This is a genomic window from Oceanobacillus sp. FSL W7-1304, assembly GCF_037969805.1.
Classification (GTDB): domain Bacteria; phylum Bacillota; class Bacilli; order Bacillales; family Amphibacillaceae; genus Oceanobacillus; species Oceanobacillus profundus.
The window spans coordinates 2,159,106-2,176,693 of record NZ_CP150211.1; the positions used below are offsets into that span (position 1 = coordinate 2,159,106).

The 17,588-nt window shown below is 34.3% G+C and carries 18 protein-coding genes and 1 pseudogene; 3 read left to right on the forward strand and 16 right to left on the reverse strand.

Annotated features, from left to right (window positions below; all coding sequences use genetic code 11):
• Window positions 1-2: 2 nt before the first annotated feature.
• From NYE61_RS10925 to NYE61_RS10935, 3 genes are read right to left on the reverse strand one after another with little or no spacing between them, the layout of a single operon-like run.
• Complete coding sequence (locus NYE61_RS10925; protein ID WP_303448329.1) at window positions 3-1,154, reverse strand: beta-ketoacyl-[acyl-carrier-protein] synthase family protein; 1,152 nt, start codon at window positions 1,152-1,154, stop codon at window positions 3-5.
• Between the two features lie 15 nt (window positions 1,155-1,169).
• Window positions 1,170-2,093: a hypothetical protein gene (locus NYE61_RS10930; RefSeq protein WP_095312330.1), complete on the reverse strand. Its 924-nt coding sequence runs from the start codon at window positions 2,091-2,093 to the stop codon at window positions 1,170-1,172.
• Window positions 2,086-2,742 carry a helix-turn-helix transcriptional regulator gene (locus NYE61_RS10935; RefSeq protein WP_095312327.1) on the reverse strand — a complete coding sequence of 219 codons (657 nt, stop codon included), beginning with the start codon at window positions 2,740-2,742 and terminating at the stop codon, window positions 2,086-2,088. The genes NYE61_RS10930 and NYE61_RS10935 overlap by 8 nt, the downstream gene beginning before the upstream one ends.
• 252 nt (window positions 2,743-2,994) lie before the next feature.
• Here NYE61_RS10935 and NYE61_RS10940 point away from each other — a divergent pair, with 252 nt between their 5' ends.
• Together NYE61_RS10940 and NYE61_RS10945 are read left to right on the forward strand one after the other, a co-directional pair.
• Window positions 2,995-3,555, forward strand: a complete 561-nt coding sequence (locus NYE61_RS10940) for a YqaJ viral recombinase family protein (protein ID WP_095312324.1) — start codon at window positions 2,995-2,997, stop codon at window positions 3,553-3,555.
• A 63-nt stretch (window positions 3,556-3,618) separates the two neighbouring features.
• Window positions 3,619-4,056, forward strand: a pseudogene (locus NYE61_RS10945) (transposase); the annotation flags it as partial.
• Window positions 4,057-4,255: 199 nt separating this feature from the next.
• Here the strand turns inward: NYE61_RS10945 and ltrA are convergent.
• From ltrA to NYE61_RS10965, 4 genes are all read right to left on the reverse strand, one after another.
• Window positions 4,256-5,644, reverse strand: coding sequence for a group II intron reverse transcriptase/maturase (ltrA, locus tag NYE61_RS10950; RefSeq protein ID WP_303448328.1), 1,389 nt, complete (start codon window positions 5,642-5,644; stop codon window positions 4,256-4,258).
• Between the two features lie 497 nt (window positions 5,645-6,141).
• A complete protein-coding gene (locus NYE61_RS10955) occupies window positions 6,142-6,498 on the reverse strand; it encodes a cupin domain-containing protein (protein WP_095312319.1) in 357 nt (118 codons plus the stop codon).
• Window positions 6,499-6,514: 16 nt separating this feature from the next.
• Window positions 6,515-7,837 (reverse strand): aminotransferase class III-fold pyridoxal phosphate-dependent enzyme, encoded by a 1,323-nt coding sequence (locus tag NYE61_RS10960; protein ID WP_095312316.1) that lies wholly within the window; start codon window positions 7,835-7,837, stop codon window positions 6,515-6,517.
• A gap of 12 nt (window positions 7,838-7,849) precedes the next feature.
• The gene (locus NYE61_RS10965) at window positions 7,850-8,734 is read right to left on the reverse strand and encodes a glycosyltransferase family 2 protein (protein WP_095312313.1); all 885 of its coding nucleotides are present in this window, start codon (window positions 8,732-8,734) and stop codon (window positions 7,850-7,852) included.
• 181 nt (window positions 8,735-8,915) lie between these two features.
• Between NYE61_RS10965 and NYE61_RS10970 the strand changes: the two genes are divergently transcribed.
• The gene (locus NYE61_RS10970; protein ID WP_303448327.1) at window positions 8,916-9,770 is read left to right on the forward strand and encodes a PDZ domain-containing protein; all 855 of its coding nucleotides are present in this window, start codon (window positions 8,916-8,918) and stop codon (window positions 9,768-9,770) included.
• A 40-nt stretch (window positions 9,771-9,810) separates the two neighbouring features.
• Here the strand turns inward: NYE61_RS10970 and NYE61_RS10975 are convergent, their stop codons facing one another.
• From NYE61_RS10975 to NYE61_RS11015, 9 genes are all read right to left on the reverse strand, one after another.
• Window positions 9,811-10,179 (reverse strand): VOC family protein, encoded by a 369-nt coding sequence (locus NYE61_RS10975; protein WP_118889182.1) that lies wholly within the window; start codon window positions 10,177-10,179, stop codon window positions 9,811-9,813.
• 223 nt (window positions 10,180-10,402) lie between these two features.
• On the reverse strand, window positions 10,403-10,714 hold the full coding sequence (locus tag NYE61_RS10980) for a hypothetical protein (protein WP_095312304.1): 312 nt from the start codon (window positions 10,712-10,714) through the stop codon (window positions 10,403-10,405).
• 56 nt (window positions 10,715-10,770) lie between these two features.
• Complete coding sequence (locus tag NYE61_RS10985; RefSeq protein ID WP_339315447.1) at window positions 10,771-11,226, reverse strand: flavin reductase family protein; 456 nt, start codon at window positions 11,224-11,226, stop codon at window positions 10,771-10,773.
• A gap of 771 nt (window positions 11,227-11,997) precedes the next feature.
• Window positions 11,998-12,990, reverse strand: a complete 993-nt coding sequence (locus NYE61_RS10990) for a hypothetical protein (protein WP_118889183.1) — start codon at window positions 12,988-12,990, stop codon at window positions 11,998-12,000.
• Window positions 12,983-13,537, reverse strand: a complete 555-nt coding sequence (locus NYE61_RS10995; RefSeq protein ID WP_303448326.1) for a hypothetical protein — start codon at window positions 13,535-13,537, stop codon at window positions 12,983-12,985. The genes NYE61_RS10990 and NYE61_RS10995 overlap by 8 nt, the downstream gene beginning before the upstream one ends.
• Before the next feature lie 49 nt (window positions 13,538-13,586).
• Window positions 13,587-13,943 (reverse strand): VOC family protein, encoded by a 357-nt coding sequence (locus tag NYE61_RS11000; protein ID WP_095312293.1) that lies wholly within the window; start codon window positions 13,941-13,943, stop codon window positions 13,587-13,589.
• Between the two features lie 4 nt (window positions 13,944-13,947).
• Window positions 13,948-15,585 (reverse strand): carbamoyltransferase C-terminal domain-containing protein, encoded by a 1,638-nt coding sequence (locus NYE61_RS11005; RefSeq protein WP_303448325.1) that lies wholly within the window; start codon window positions 15,583-15,585, stop codon window positions 13,948-13,950.
• A gap of 9 nt (window positions 15,586-15,594) precedes the next feature.
• Window positions 15,595-16,740 (reverse strand): acyl-CoA dehydrogenase family protein, encoded by a 1,146-nt coding sequence (locus tag NYE61_RS11010; protein WP_095312287.1) that lies wholly within the window; start codon window positions 16,738-16,740, stop codon window positions 15,595-15,597.
• A gap of 13 nt (window positions 16,741-16,753) precedes the next feature.
• Complete coding sequence (locus tag NYE61_RS11015; RefSeq protein WP_095312284.1) at window positions 16,754-17,587, reverse strand: phytanoyl-CoA dioxygenase family protein; 834 nt, start codon at window positions 17,585-17,587, stop codon at window positions 16,754-16,756.
• Window position 17,588: the final 1 nt, after the last annotated feature.

Sequence of the window (17,588 nt, forward strand, 5' to 3'; positions counted from 1 at the left end):
CCTTAATTGAGTCTTCCAATAATAATAGATGAATTTATGCCGCCAAATGCATATGCATTGGACATAATAAATTTATAATCGAAGTGTTGGGGAATGTCCTTTATTACTTCAACTTTAATATTGGGATCAAGGTTTTCGATGTTAGCTGTTGGAGGTACTAGCTTCTCCTCCAACACTTTAATACAGATAGCAGCTTCTATGACACTTGCCGCTCCAAGCGTATGCCCAATGTTCCCTTTAATTGAACTTGTCTTAATATACTCACCAAAGAAATCATATAGTGCTTTTCCTTCCATTAAGTCGTTAGCAGGTGTACCTGTACCGTGTGCATTTACATATCCTATGTCAGATATAGTTAGATTTGCATTTTTTAAAGCACTTTCCATTGCTAATATTGCTCCTATCGCATTTGGGTCCGGTTGAGTTATATGGTGCGCATCACAGTTAAATCCATATCCTAGGATTGTTCCTTTTGCCAAACCTTTCCTTTTCAATAGATGCTCAAGTGTCTCTAGTATAAGCACACCGGCCCCCTCTCCCAGGATTAGACCTTTTCTATTTTTATCAAATGGTCTACAAATATCAGGTGACATTGCTCTTAAACTACTAAATCCCGTAAATGCTACCCACGACATTGCATCTACGCCAGCAGCAATCATTACATCTGCATTACCTTTCTCAAGCTCATCTACAGCTCTTGCTATAGAAAAATTTCCCGCTGCACATGCATTCGTCAATGTCCACGAGGGACCTGATATGTTATAATGCTTTTTTATATTTTCGGATAAAATATGCGGTCCATATTTATTTATTGCGCCACTATTATTAGTTATGCCACTTAATTCTCCCATCGTCGTACCGATACATACTCCGCATTTTTCTATTTGATTGATTTCGACCTTTGCATCAGATAAGGCATCGTCAATAGTTGTAATTAACATACTTGAGGCCCTTCCTAGCTTTACAACATTTCTATCACAAAATAGTGATATATCCGTTACTTCACATGCATTTCGATGCTTATGATCATTTATTGGAAAACTAGACACCGGCTTCGCACCATTTTTTTGATTTAATAATCCATCCCAGGTATCATTAATATTTGCCCCTATGGATGTCATTACAGCTATACCGGATACTACAATAGGACTCATAATGCCCCCTCCTTTCTATTCCCAAATTACATTTAAATTTGTAATGGAGGCATCAGGTCTTTGGAATATATCAATACCTCTTACCTCTGTAACCAATTTAACAGCTTCCTTATCTGATAGATTTGACCGATCTTTTAATCCTTCATTATTAGGATACTTGTGTTCTCCTTTTTCCCAAACTTGTTTTCCTTTTTCAATATCCCCATCTTTTACATAGGCATCTCCCAAGGTAATAAAACAATCTGGCCAAAACTCAAAATATTGATCTCCAAATTTCTCCTCTGCGGACACACAAAAAGTTAGGTCATCTATCGCTTTTGAGGTCCTCTGCAATCCAGACGGCCAATATAAATTATTTAAACCTCTTGCATACCTAGCGAGTAAATCATAGGGATTTTCCTCTAGCATTTCATCTAATATAGTGATTGATTGAACAGACTTCTGTCCCAGATTGGCTGTTCCCAAATCGGGAGATTGTAAATAATCCACATAAGCTAGTGCATTATTAAGTTTCACTTCATATGTTTCTGTAAGAGTCTGTGTGAATTCTAGAAATAAATCAGTTTTTTTCATTTCCAGATAGAGTATTCTTAATTCATTTATATAAACTAAATTTGTCGGATCAAGCTTCACAATCTCTTTCAGGTATGAAATAGCGTCCTGTTTATTTCCTTCCTTTGCTAAATTTCGAGATAACGAATAAGCTTCTTCAAGGTTATCTATATTTATATTTTCTAATGATATAATTTGTTGAGGTTCTGTTAAATTCTGTACCAGTCCTGTTTCTTTTTCAAAATTTAAATTCAGATTATTTAGAGAAACGTTCTGATCTAACTTCGGAATATCATAACTCTTATAAAAATCGTATAATTTCATTCCAGCTCCAAATGCAATGAAAAAAACTAAAAATAAAAAACCAAACAAAATCTTCTTATCCATGTAATCGAGCCTCCGAATTCATATATTCTGATTTATAGATTGAAGGATTTACTCCAACTATTCTCTTAAAAATACGTGCAAAATGAGTTAAATCGCTATATCCAATAGAAAAACAAACGTCCGTAACACTATTTCCTTTTTGAAGTAATAACTTAGCTTTTTGGATTCTTTTGTCTATTACATATTCTTTAAATCCTTTCCCGACGTATTTTTGAAATATTCTGGAATAATAGCATTTACTCACATATGCCTTTGATGCCACTTTTTCAAGGGACAATTCATTATCACAGTAATTTTCATCTAAGTAATGCAACGATTGTAGAAAGTGAGGATTTTCACTCGATCGTTTTACACACGTTCGAAGAGATTCTAAAAACGAATTAAGTAACATGGTATTTAATTGACTTAAACCGTTTAGTATCATTATTGTTCTTTCTGCCTTCAATTCAGACATCTGCCAATGGGAAGGAAATGAATCAAGGTTGGTTAGAAGTATGTAGACAGAATAATCCTCCTTCCTGATTAATCGTTTCACCTCATTAAAGCTACTTACTATAATTAAAGTAACCTCTTTTGACAGTCCCTCAATAAAATATTCAATCTTTGCATTTTGAGTGGTATCTGAGTAAAACAAGATAGCTGGTTTCATACGTAATCTTCCCCCTAGGCTAATTTAATATAATGTTATCAACATGTTTGTGTGTTTGTTCTTGATTAATTGCTACCATTTCTGCTTATATTGACAAAATTATAATTTTTTCTATTAGTATGTATTATAAAAATACAATTAACGCAGAATAATGTCGTCTAATCGAAAAAAGCTGAAAATCTAGAAATAAAACCTTAGTTCCTACTCTAATTGTTATCTATCTTAAAGATAGTAGAGTTTAAGGAGGATAAGATGGACTATAAAATATTAGTTTGGAAGCATAATTTAAGTGAAGATGAAGTTTTTAAATGGAGAAATAAAGGTATTGGTGGATCAGACATTAACGCTCTTTTTGGAACAGATAAAAGTATTCAAACACTTCATAAAGAGAAAAGTGGGGAAAAGATAAGAAAGTCAAATGGAATATTTCGATTTCATATGAGAGTAAAAGACTTTATTGCTGAGGAATTTAAAATAAAAACTGGCATGGAGGTTCGGCGAAAAAATGCCATACTACAACATAAAGAATATCCTTTTCTAATTGCGAATGTTGATCGTTTAATTGTGGATTATGATGCTGGATTACTTTGTAAAGCTACTTCAAATAAAGACTTCATATCCAATAAGAAACTACTCGAACCTCTTAAGCTAAGGTGCCAGCATTATATGGCGGTTACAGGCGCTAATAGATGGTGGGTAGGATTATTAGTAGGCGGCGTTCACTTTCACTATTTTTATGTAGATCGAAATGAGGAAACTATTAAACAGATTATTAATAAAAGTGAGGTGTTTTGGAATAGAATAGAGAAATAAAAAAGTGGAGATAAGCCACTTAAGCTGTGTGAATTTATGCTTAAACCATAAAACAACGGTTGGCTTGATCCCCTCATCTTATTCAAACTGAATGTTCATCGGTTAATTCTATGGCATTCGTTCCAAACTGCACTGGAACGGGAAATCCAGATAAACTTGGCTTATCGCTGATTTCGTGGATTAAGGATTTCTAATCCTGTTCCACACCATTCCACCATCAACTGGAACCGGTGGAATCGTTTTAAGAATCGGAGATATTCCAGGAAATCTTTGATGAAATGGTTCTTCAATCTGTCAACCATCGAATGGTTGGCGGAAGGTGCTTTTTACGGATTCCACCCATTTAAAAGCGAATCAAGTAAGCATAAATTCACTCGAAAGCGTAGAAATAGAAATGTGGGATTATATTGAAGAACTGGATCAAGCTATTGCCGATGATTATGAGAAATGTGGAAAAAGCCTATAAAAGAAATTGGTGCAGTGAAAGAAACGAAAAAGATTTGAGTCAGTACAACTGATCCGGAAAGCGGGTTCATGTCAAGCCGCCTGTCAAAACATAAAAAAGGACTGCGACACACTTAGCAAGGATCAACTAAGTATGCAGGAGCCTGTTTTCAATAAAATAATCGAGTAGAGGGAAAAGTTAAGTAACTTTTCGCCCCTCTCCCACCACCGTACGTACGGTTCCGTATACGGCGGTTCAATAGTTTGAGTGTACGAACTGGTATTGTAGAGCGATATCTTTATATCCTCTTGATGCCAGTTCTTTATCTGTCAATGAACGGTGAAGAATATAGCTCTTGGATATAGTCCAGTAGCCTTTTCTTGTATTTGACCATTCATAAGCTTTATATTTGTCAATTCCTAAGCGAATTAGATTTCTCCTTTTCGTACGTGGGCTTTTCCACTGTTTCCAGATATATTGTCTAATTCTTCGCTTCAGCCAGCCATTGAGATCCTTCATAAATCCTTTCATTTCCCCTATGCCATAGTAGTTTATCCACCCTGTCATAAGTTGCCGGATTTCTTTTAGAATCACTTCAAGCTCTCTCCCGCGATTACGTTTGGTGATTTGCCTGAGTTTCGATTTCACCGTTACTTTTGCTTTTTGGTGCGGACGAATTTTTATACCCTTCTTCGTAACTAATAAACAGAAACCCAGAAACTTTCGTTTCAGCGGGCTACCGACTGCACTCTTTTCTCGATTGACGGTAAGACTCAAATCCCCCTCAAGAAATTTGGTGATACTGTTCATCACTCGATAACCAGCTCTTCTACTTTTCACATAGATATTACAATCATCTGCGTAACGAACGAATTGATGACCACGCTTTTCCAAGAGTTGGTCCAGTTCATTTAAATAGATATTACTGAGTAACGGAGATAAGTTACCGCCTTGCGGCGTTCCTTGTTCTGATTTTTCGAAGATACCGTTAATCATAATTCCACTTAATAAGTATCTTCTTATCAAGTGAAGCACTCGCTTATCAGATATCTGTTTTTCCACGAAGTACATAAGTTTGTCATGATTCACTGTATCGAAGTAGGATTTCATATCCAAGTCCACCACATATTTGTATCCTTGTTCGTAGTACGATTTCGCCCGTATGATGGCATGATGCGCACTACTTTTTGGACGAAACCCAAAACTATTATCGGAGAACGTTGATTCAAATATTGGTTGTAACACTTGGTTAATAGCTTGTTGAAGCATCCGGTCGATGACTGTAGGAATCCCCAGTTTTCTTTTTCCACCATCTGGTTTCGGAATTTCAACCCGCAGAACGGGTTGCGGTTTGTACTTTCCTTGCCGTAACTGGGTTAATAATTCCTCTTTATGTTCCTTCAAGTATGGAAGTAGCTGGTCGTACGTCATACCGTCTACTCCAGCTGTTCCCTTATTCCTGGCTACTTGAAGGTAAGCTTGATTTAGGTTGTCCCTTGATAGGATTCTTTCAAACAGATTGGATACACCATTTTGATTGTTCTTTTCACCATGAAAGGCACTATGCACTTCGACATACCCTTCATGTTCCACACTATTTCTCTGCCGATAGCCAGATTCTCCTGTTTTCTGCAGTTGTCGCACCTTCCACACCTCCTAGAGCTTTCAGAATTACTATTGTTCGGTCCTTCATGTTTCGTCCGTTCACATTACTATGACCTCTGCTGACTTCTTGCGATTCACCAAAACGTCACCGCTTTGGTTGTGCTGGTTCGTTATCATTCAACTCCCACTGCACCCTCACAAGACCTCCCCTGGTAAGAGCGAAAACTTTCCTCCCATGTAACTGCTAGATTTACTGTATAGGTTTCGGGCAGTATGGGACTTCGTCTTGTTTAGCAGACTTATCCGACCTAATTCAGCCTTCTATCTAGTTTCTGTTCGTCAGTTCAGGAGTTTGCGTCCAGCTTCCTTCAGCCACTACCTCACGATAGCCACCTTGCCTTTCGCTAACAGTTCCTACTGCCAAGCCTGTAGTGGACTTTCACCACCTAGTTTCCGCCCATGCAGGGCACACTAAAAAAGCTTGTAGAGAAATTAGGGTACATTCTCTACAAGCTAATTGGAGATACTCCACTTTTTTATTTTTCGGCTATTTTGGTCACTTTAAATTTGCTCATGTTATAGTCAATGTAAATAAAGAATACACAGCCCTTATCACTGTATACATCGTGTGCTTCATCACCAATAGCAGTTAGAAAGTCACCTTTTCTCATAATGTCATCATTTAATTGAACTTCACCCTCCACAAGAAATGCTACTTCTCTTCTTGGATGGTCATGAAATGGAATACTTGCCCCCGGATAAAGTCGCACAAGAAAAGCATACCTTCCTGTTTCTTCATCTTCCCAAAGATAGGCCATCTCAGTATTTTCATACATACCTTCTTCCCAGACCATATCTTCTTTATGAATAATTGTATGGTTTAATAAATTCATCACTGTCATCCTCCCTTTATTTAAAAACATTTTTAAATGCTTTTGTAACGTTATCGATAACAAAATCAGCATCTAATAAACTTGTGTTTAATGGTGGATACAAGAGCAAAATGCTGTTAAAATAGTTACCTAAAATACCTTGAGTCTTTAACTTCTTAGATAAGATTTCACCATCTTTAAAATTAATAGGTTCTCTGGTCTGTTTATCTGCTAATTCAATAGAAATCATCATCCCTAATCCTCTTATTTCAGCTACATTAGGTATATCCTGCAGACTTATTTTTAACCTTGTTTTAATATACTGCCCTATATCTCTTGCATTTTTTAAAAGGTTATCTTCCTCAATTATTGAAATTAGCTCAAGTGCTGCTGCACAACCGACTGGATGGCCACATTGAGTTGCACCGTGGAGAAATATTCCTCCTTCTTTTAAAAGGACATTCTCTATCTTCTCTGTCATAAATGTCACACCCATTGGGAAATAACCACCAGTAAGTCCTTTTGATATAGTCAGTAAATCTGGTTCTATACCATAATACTGTGAAGCTGTCCAATATCCGGTCCTGCCAAGTCCAGTTGTTACCTCGTCAGCAATAAGTAAAATATTATTAGCCTTGGCTATTTTCTCTACTTCTTTTAAATATCGTTTATTTGCTGGAATGATACCATTCACACCTTGAACAGGTTCCACTAAGATTGCTGCAGTCTTTTCCGGTCCAACTTTTTCAATTGTATTTATTAATTGCTGTAAACAAAAGTCCACAATTTCATCTTCCGTACCGTCAATTGGTGGTCTAAGCATATTAGGAAACGGTGCACTAAAACAACCTGGAATCTGCACACCAAACGCTTCTTTAATGCCCATGTTCGTAACAGAACCTGATGCAATTGTTGTTCCATGGTAGTTTCCATCTAAGCTAATAAAACAGCTCTTTTCCTTTTGGTTCAATTCATTGAAATATTGCCTTGTAAGCTTTATGGCAGTCTCTACGGCTCCACTTCCGTCATTCGTATAAAAAGCAAGAGAAAATTGATTATCTGTTAATTCAATTAACTTTTTTGTCAATGGTTGAAGCAACTCGTGCATCTGACCACAAGTGGAACTAAAACTCAATTTATGAAACTGATTGGTCATCGCATTAATAATTCGAGGATTACCCAGCCCCACTGACGGTACAGCAGTTGTTGCATAGAAATAGTTTTTTCCTTCCTTATCAAAAACCCAACTTCCCATACCTTCTTTTATATAGGTAAACTCTTTACTAATATCTTCTTCCGTTTTATGCTTCAGATTTGGCATAAAACTAAAAGGATGAAGCACACTATACGATTCACTCACTTATTACACTCCTCAAAAATTAGTAATCTTTACATACTCGTCAGGTAAATTTCGTTTATTCTCATTACCTTCAGATAACTGGTTAAACTCGTTTAAACTCATTTCTCCATTCATAAACTTTTTTATATTTTTTATTTCAGAGAATGGATGTTTTTTATAAAAAATCCTATGGCTTTCACCCATATCATTCTTATAACTGTATCGAGAATGTGAAATATGAATGTTAGTAGCCTTAGCATTATAAGCAAAAGGTGTTCTAAGTTTATATGCACGGTAACCTAATTCAAAATGTTCAAATCCCCAATGACGAAAGTCCGGGTCAAATCCTTTTAATTTTTTAAATAAATCTAATCGAATTGACATATTTCCACTAAACGTAGCTAGCCAAGGGACATTTGAAATAGATTCCCCTTTTTCGTCAAATAGCTTATATACTAGTTTGCTATACTGAGGGGTTCGCAAACCCTTTAATGTGAAATAGCTATTAAAAATTTTTGTCATATTATTCCAAGGATCAGAAAGATAAAGATCTTTTATATTACCTATAACTATGGAATCTTCCTCGCTCTTCTCATGAGAAAATAAGTGATTCTGTAAAAATCCCGGAACAGGTATCCTATCGGCATCACAAAATGTAATAATGTCACTATCTTTAAGTTTTCTTACCCCTTCATTCCTAGAAATAGACCTTCCGCTTTTTATAATTCGAATATATGTTATATCAAGCTTAGTACGAAACAAGTTGCATATGGTCTCTATATCTTCAGTTGATCCATCATCGACCACAACTATCTTAAAGTGCTCTAAAGAAATATTCTGGTTCATAAAGCCGTGTAAGGTACACAGTAATGGTAATGCTTGATTATAGACAGGTATTACTACACCAATATTTTTCATATTCAGCTCCTCATTTTCATCTTAAACCATTTTAAATTGGATCATGTTTTAAAAGGAATCTAATAGTCTTCATTATAGAAACTTCCGGGAGAATTGACTCGTACTTTTTTGCTAAATAAATCAATAAATACCGAGTATTTTATCCTTGTAAACGATTAAATGGGATAAAGGAGGTTTTACCATGGACAAAGATAAATTTTCCACAGTAAATACAATTTATATTGAGGGGGAAATAGAGGATATCTGGTGGTACTTTTCTACTCTCGAAGGTTGGAATAGTTTCTTGACCGATGTTGCAACACACAGTGAAAATAAGCCAGTTATTGAACTTGGGGATGAACTTGACTTTATTATAGGAGAGTTAAGCAACAAAACGATATGTATTGTTCGAAGAGAGCTCGATGAAATAGTATTTTGGGATAGATATAAGGGACTTCTCCCAGATGGAACAACAAAAATATATGAACTCCACACTGCCTTCTCCTTAACCCAAGTAAATGACAGGCTAGTGAAAATAATCGTAACGGTTGATGGTTATGATAGTAGTGAGATCATGCAATGGATTAGAGAATGCGGAGAAATGGGTTGGAGACAAACTCTATTTAATTTAAAGTGCATTATCGAACTTGGATTAGATCTACGAAATGATATATTTAATTATCCGAGAATAGGAGTAATAAATTACACTGCAACAAAAGAACAATTAGAAAAATCATGTTCTAAATTTAATGGGAATTACCTTTTAAAGGTATATCCTAATAGTCCGGCCGATGAAGCCGGTTTACTTAAGGGAGATATTGTCACACATATCAACGATGAACCTGTTGAAACTTATTACACATTTGTTAAAACATTGTCGAGTTACTTTAATCAGAGTAATAATGTCACTCTTACATTTGTTAGATCAGGACAGGTTATTAATACAGAAATTCAATTAACATACGATGATCAGTTTACTGGAATGGTTAACCCAAAAGAGACCCCGTTAGAATTAGTTGAAAAAACCCGTATAGAAAAAAGCCAAATTAAAAAGTAAACTTATAGGGAGTACATATAATTAGTACCCCCTGTGAATATTACTCATGTTTATAATGCTGTTGGCATATCATAACCATATTTTCATCCATATCTTTAAAGTTAAAAAACGATACCATCTCATCTCTTTCAATTTCTCGAATAATTTCCCCACCATTTTTAACAACTAATTGATATGCTTTATCGATATCGTCGGTATGCAGCATGAAAGAAGGACGGACATGTGAGGAGTTATTGCGATTATCATCTAAAAGAACTCCTCGTCCTCCATCTATATTAAACCAATGTACAGGTCCTTGAATATCCTCTTCAGCAAGAGGTAGTTCTAAGATTTTTGCATACCATTTCGCAGACTTATTTAAATCCTTTACATGAATCAATACATCTCCTAAACGATTAATTGTGTTCATTCCAAAACCACTCCTTCAGTTTTTAATAATTCCCCTCTCTTACTATAACGATATTTCTTTCAGAAACCTTTCAAAGGAATTAATTTTTTTGAAAATTATTTGTCTTATCACCACCTTTTAATAATTCGTTATCTAACTTAAGTCAGACAAAGGGCATACTAAATAAGGCCTTTCTGCATTAACCATAGTGGTTGCAGAAAGGCCTTATTTAGTCATATTATTTCTATTCAAAATCACTTAATTTATGTCCAGCTTCCTTCATTGCTTGCTCTTCCCATGTAATCCCTCTCTGACGTTTAACATAACGCGTTTCATCCTCAATACCATTTAATCTAATAAAGTTATCTACTTCATACTCCATTTGGACTAACACATCGTACGGATCTTTATGCCAATTTTTAAGGTATCCAATAGTAATCAATTCATACGTTCTATCGGTGGAGTAAATTTCAAGTCCACCTGATGAGGGAGTATATTCAAACTTTAAATTGTTAATATAACAGGTCCAGGCTAAATATTTAAACAGTTCCTTCATAAATTCCCCACCTCGTTATCAATAGATAAATGAATATTAGGTTTTTAAGTAATATTTTATAAATAAAATTCGTTTGGTATTTGTCCGAAATTTCTTTTAATGTACAACATTGGTTCTTGATTTGAATGATCAACCGCAAATACTTCACCAATTAAAATAAGATGATCTCCTGCCTCTATTTTATTAAACGTTCTGCATTGTAATACGCTGCATGTATTAGCGATTATTGGCAATGAATTTTCAGATAAAGACCAATTACAATTAGCAAATCGATCCTTGTTTTTACTGGAGAATAATTTACATAAATCCGTCTGCTCTCCAGTTAGTATATGAATTGCAAACTTATCTGCCTTTGCAAATTCATTAAAAGTAGACACTTTATGGTCAATTGACCATAATACCAACAATGGATCTAATGATACCGAGGCAAAGGAATTAGCTGTGAGACCGATCGGTTGATCATCCTTATCTAAAGCAGTAACAATTGTTACTCCTGTTGGATAATTCCTCATTACCTCTTTAAAAACCTTAACCTTATCAATTTCTTTCATTTGATTCAACTCCTTTACATTCTTCTCTAAACTGTAATGAAGCGAAATTACTCTTCTCTCACAATTTAATATTTCAAGAAAAAGTCCTTTACAGATTTGTATAATCTAATAATTATGTATTAATAATAAAAGAAATAGAATTCATATACTCGTCTATACTTGCTTTCTTCATCATATAAAGCACGCAGACATTTCTTAGTTTATTAAGTCTGGATAATAGGAAGCGAAGCATCGAAATACCTAAATTAGGTATTCCAATGCTTCTGTTACACTTAAACAGGCGTTTTAGCTGCTGGCATAATGACACCTCCCTTACAATTATCATCATTATAGAAGGATATTCACCATTTTACGCGTGGTAGATTGCTCATAATGAGCATTTATTTATAAACCTACCGTTTCATAATTATGAGTTAAGATAAAAGAAATATATCTCATATACACTTCTAAAGTTATTTCCTTTATCATAAGAGAAAAACATTTTGTCCATGATTGCATTTTCTCGTATCTTGAATAAGTCAGGATATAAAGAAGCAACCAAATACCTAAATTAGGTACTCGGGTGCTTCCATGCATCAAACGCTTATACTCTCATTTTAGCTGCTGGCATAATGACACCTCCCTTACGATTGTCATCATTATAAAAGGATATTCACCAATTTACTCTTGGAAAATTGCACATAATAGGTGTTCGTATAAAAACCTTCCATTTCATGCACTTTTAAATCCCTATTATTCATTTAAATTCCGTTCTAAATCTACTATTAAGGTGCTTAATCTGACTAGATTATCATGTTCACATTGAATTATTTTATTAAATTTCTTTTCAATTCTTTCATACATTTGGGTTAATTTGTTTGTGTGCAGACCTTTTAATAACATATTGCTTAATGAAGACCAACTATGAGAGGCAGTTATCAAAAAAGAGGTGTCATGACTTGGAATGTGTTTCTCAAGTAATCTATAAAAATTTAGACGTGAATTAGAAAAGTCTTTAAGACTGTTAAACCAGTGACCTATTTCATCTTCAAATTGCTCGTACTCTTTATTATCACCATCTCTAATTGTTAATAGTAGTCTATCTTTTAACGGCGGTAAGCCCTGTATTCCAAAGTATCCTTTTAAATCTTTATTTTTTATTGTCCGAATCCCAAGCATCGCGTTATAATTTTCAGCAACGATTAAAAGAATTTCTTTTTGTGTCAACCCTTTAAAATTCGCTTTAGCTTTAATAAAATATAGTTGAAGAATGGCATTATTAAAATTAGCTTGATAAGATTCCATCGCTTTAACTAAGTTTTCTCTTGTTATCTTCCCTTCAAAATGATAATAATGGTCAAAAATCTTATATGCTTCTCCTTCTTTTTCATACACTTCTATAAAATGATCTAAGTTAAGATTTTTATAGGAAACAGTATAGTCTAATTCAAACGCATCTACTGTTAGTGCAACTGGACCATGCGATACAAGAAGTTTATCTACGCTTTCTATGCATTTGTCTAATAAAGCATAGTCTTGGGAATAAAAATTAATATCATTTTTAAACTGAGAGTGTATTGTTTTATATTTGGGATCCAGCAAAAAATTAATACCATCCTTAATATCAAAGTATAGCCCGCATTGATACCATATTTCTTCCTTAGGGATTCCTTGTTGTATTGCTAATGATGTTATAACTGTTTGAAAACAATTCAATGAATGATCTTTTATCAAGCTACTACTCATTTATCTTCACCTCAATTGTCATACAAAAAATATGCATAGAAGGGTTATCCTCAAACAACAAATTATTTGCCTGTATTGGCTTATCAAAATCGATAGATGTATACCAAATAATTGGAAAAAAATTATCATTTATTCCATTTTGTGTATGGGTATAAGGAAACTTAATCACAATTTCTTCATCAAATTGTGGAAATGGTTGAATAAAATCAGAGAAACAAATAGACTTACTGGCAAGAGGTTTGAAATCGTTATAAATATGTACCTCTTCACAAAAGGAACCATTGTTTGAAGTACCCAAAACATGGATTTTTTGGATGTCCCATGTTTCCCCAAAATATATCCTCTGTCCAGTCATTTCCACATTGTCACCTGAATTATTCTGCGAGAATTTAAATGGAATACCTTTATAGATAATATTTTTATTAAAATTAATTAATTTTTGAGGCAAAGATGAAAAGCTTAAACTAAGCTCTCCTTTCTCTAAATCATCTTCGTTTGTAAAACCTTTGTTATTAAACCAATAGTGCAGGTTTATTATTTTATACACAATAAAATGCTCCCCTATTAAATTTTAAAGTTTGCCAACTGTAAACATTTTAGCTACAAACCATCAGTATATTTCCTTCTAAATCTTCAAACAAGAACCCAGAAACAGAACCAGCATTGCTAAAATCGTATACCTTTACTCCCTTATCTTTTAATTTCCGATGAGACGCTTCAATATCTAAACTATAAAAGGTAAATACCGGGTGTTTTGGGCGCACTTTTTCAGTTGATCTCCAAGTTAAGAGTGTAAGGTTTACACCCTCCATATGGAGTTCCACAAATCCTTTTGGTAAATCTTTCTTTCTAACAGAGAATCCCAAAGTTTTTTCGTACCAATTACTTGCCTTTTCAAGATTATCGAAATGTATAAATGTACAACATATGTTATTTTCAAATAATAATCCCATATGCTCAGTCCCTTCTCTCTCTTTTTTTAATAACAAATTTGTCAATTACTAAGTAATCTAAATTTAGCTCTAAAAAACTTTTAATCGCCTCTGCTGGAGTTTCAATAATAGGCTGACCGTTAGTGTTAAAAGATGTATTTAGTAAGACTGGTATTTGGGTAATGGAGTAGAAGCTATTTAAAAGATTGTAAAACTTTGGATGTATTGACTTTATTACTGTTTGTACTCGTGCGGTCTTATCAACATGGGAGACCGCAGGTAATTGATTTACCTTTTCTTTTTTAATTGGAAATACATTTAACATATAAGGAGAATGCACGTTGCTATCAAAGTATTGATCTTGATATTCAGCCATTACAGCGGGGGCAAAGGGTCTAAATACCTCTCTTTTTTTAATCAGCAGATTAAGTTTGTATCTATTCTTTATTTGCCTCGGGTCGGCCAAAATGCTTCGATTACCAAGAGCTCGTGGTCCAATTTCTGATCTCCCTTGAAACCAGCCTACGATATTTCCTTCTGATAGTTTCCTTGAAGTTATTTGATCGATATCTTCCGTATAATTAACACTGATTTGATCCTGAAATAATTTTATGGCATGTTGAATGTCATCTTTCGAATACTCTTTTCCAAGAAAGGGAGAAAAAGGGGTTTTAGCAGGTTCCCATATATTCCCTAACTTTGAATAATATAAGTAAAGTGCACTGCCAATTGAACAACCTGAATCGCTTGAAACAGGGAAAATATATATATTCTCAAATGGGGTTTCATTCAAAAGTCTTGTGTTCGCCACACTATTTAATGCTACACCGCCTGAAAAGCATAGATTTGGAGATCTAGTTTGCTCATATAACCGACAAGCTAGCTTAATTAATATTTCTTCTGTATGATACTGTACAGCAAAAGCAAAGTCGGCTTTCGTCTGTAAAGGTTGATCAGTAGTGGCCAATTCCTCTTTAATAAAGTTCTTTAATCGATTTAAATCACTTCTGGACTGCAAAAAATATCCTTTATCAAGATGATAGAATTTGTAAAATAATTTTACGTATTTTTCACAGCCATAGGATGATAGCCCCATTGTTTTTCCATCTTGAAGGAAATGAAAACCAATCCCTTCCGTAACAGCTCGGTAAAAACCACCTATCGAGTTATGAGGATGGAATTCAAAACTCTCATTGGTGTCTGTTGTTCCGTAAGTTGAAGATAATTTATGAATTTTATTTTCTTTCCCAGTGTATAATGTTATCGTTTCATATTTATTATTATTTTCTCCAAAGTAACTTCCATTCCCATCTACGACAAGTATAGCGGCATCCTTAAAGGGAGAAGTAAAATAAGCGCTACTTGCGTGCGTTAGATGATGATTGAAGAATATTGTTTTGTCGTGAAATTTTGCAGTATAACGCGGGTCTATAATGTCGTTTGACGTAATAATATCAATCTCATTTATGTGATAACCAGACGATTGAAGACAATAGTTAGCTGCTTTGTTCCTGGCAAGTTTTATATTTGATGTATCCCGTGTAAATAATGAGTGTTTTATTCTATTCAGCCGCTCCTCTTCAATAGCTGAAATAATTTTTCCATTCTCAATGATACATGCAGAAAAGCTATGCCCTGAACCTCCTAGTCCTAAAATTTTCACTTAATTCACCTACCAACGGTTTTTCAATGTTATGATACCAAAAAAGTCTTTTGCAACAAGTTCATACAGAACATCGTGTTGTGGAGGATGATAAAGTCCAGCCACAACATCCTTATAGAGTTCGGATAAATAATTGCTCTTTGAAAGAGATTTTATCCCTACTACTTTTAAACCAATGTCGACAATCTCTTTCGCTGACTTGGTCGTATACTCCTTAGTGACTAAACTGATTTTCTTTATTTCTTTTTTTGTATTATAGTCAGTTGGGGATTCAAAAAATTTCTTAAGGGCATCACAGTAATGAATTATTTGGGAGTAGCTAGTTTCTAGGAAGATAATCATTTGAGCGACACTATATTGCGCTCCAGGTAAGAAAGACAGTGGCTTATTCATGTGGGGAATTTTTTGGTTCGTTGCTTGCTCCTTTACATACGCTAAAGCCCCCTCAGCCATTCCATAATACACTCCACAAATACTTAATCGAAATAAATAACCAAACAGATCTGTTTCCTCAGCCGAATTTTTAGGCAGTATAACTATATCGTTGTTTGAAACAAAAACATTATCAAGTACGATACTATTGCTTTGTGTATACTCCATTGCAATAGAATCCCAATTATTGATAACTTGGATTCCTAAGTCATTTTTGGATACAATAGCAAGAAATATCCCAAGGTCTTTCCCATTGTATTTTTCAATTCTACAATAAACAGGCAGATAATTGACAGATGGCTCCATCGATACAAAGGGTTTTACGCCTGTTAAGATATATCCTCCATCCACTGCCTTGGCTATAATATTAAAATCATTCTCCTTAAAGGTATAAGGTGATACAAAATAAATCCCTGGTTCATTTAAGGAGGCTAATAAGTAGCCCTCTTCTTTTACAGCATTAATATACTTTACTGCTAGCTTGTATTTATTCTTAATTAAATTCAAACCCCATAACGTGTATAAGTGCATTGCAAAGCACAATGCTGTATTGTGGCATATAGTTGAAAGCTTACTAATGAAAAAAAAGTAATCTTTTGGAGTTAGATCATTTTTTAAAGTTAATAGATGATAATTTTCATTGATTAAATAATCTAACTTTCCCTTTATATCATTTTTACTATATTTGTTTAATTGCTGTTCAATATCATGAAAAAATTCCATTTAAGGACCCCATTTAATATATCTTTTCTCCTTTATTGACTTCACCAGCGGGTAATAGTAAATCTCGGATAAGTCCGTGATCTTTATTAACTTTTTTCTTAACGATGTTTCCCTTTCTATCATATAAATTATTAAAGTTCGAAAATACTTTCTCTACATCACTTGTTGTGAAATGAATAGCAAACGACCTTCGAAATTTGTTTAAAGTATTATTCCCATTAGAACCATGAATTGTATTGCCATCAAATACGACCACATCACCTGGCTGTGTTTCTATATGGACAATTTGCATATCTTCAGGTAGATTAGGATTATCCTCATTGATGGCAGTTGTTAAAACACCATAAGGGTGTGCGGAAGATAGATTAATAGAAAAAAGCCCAAATTTATGCGATTTTGGAATAAAACATAGACTACCGTTATCTTTATTTGTTTCCTCAAGACTGATCCATAAAGCCACATTGTTCGAAGGTATACACCCGTTATCTATGTTATCTTGATGGAATGGCAATGCCTTGGTTTGTGGCCCTTTAAAAAAACATGTAGTTCCGATAACTAAGGGTTCTTCTCCTAACAGCTCTTTTGCTATTTCGAAGTTTCTATTATCTATCATGAACTTTTTCATCATGTCATTTTGATTCTGCACTTCATGCATGGTTGGAAATAAACTCTCCATTGGCAGCTTTGCATCAACTATGATTTCATCATTTAAGAATTTTTCTAACCATAATTTCTTAAATACCTGTTTGATTTTGGTCATTTCTTCAGATTTATATACGTTTCTAATAATGAAGTAACCTTCGTTTTTAAAAAAATCCAAATCTTCTTTTGATAAGAATGCAACCAAG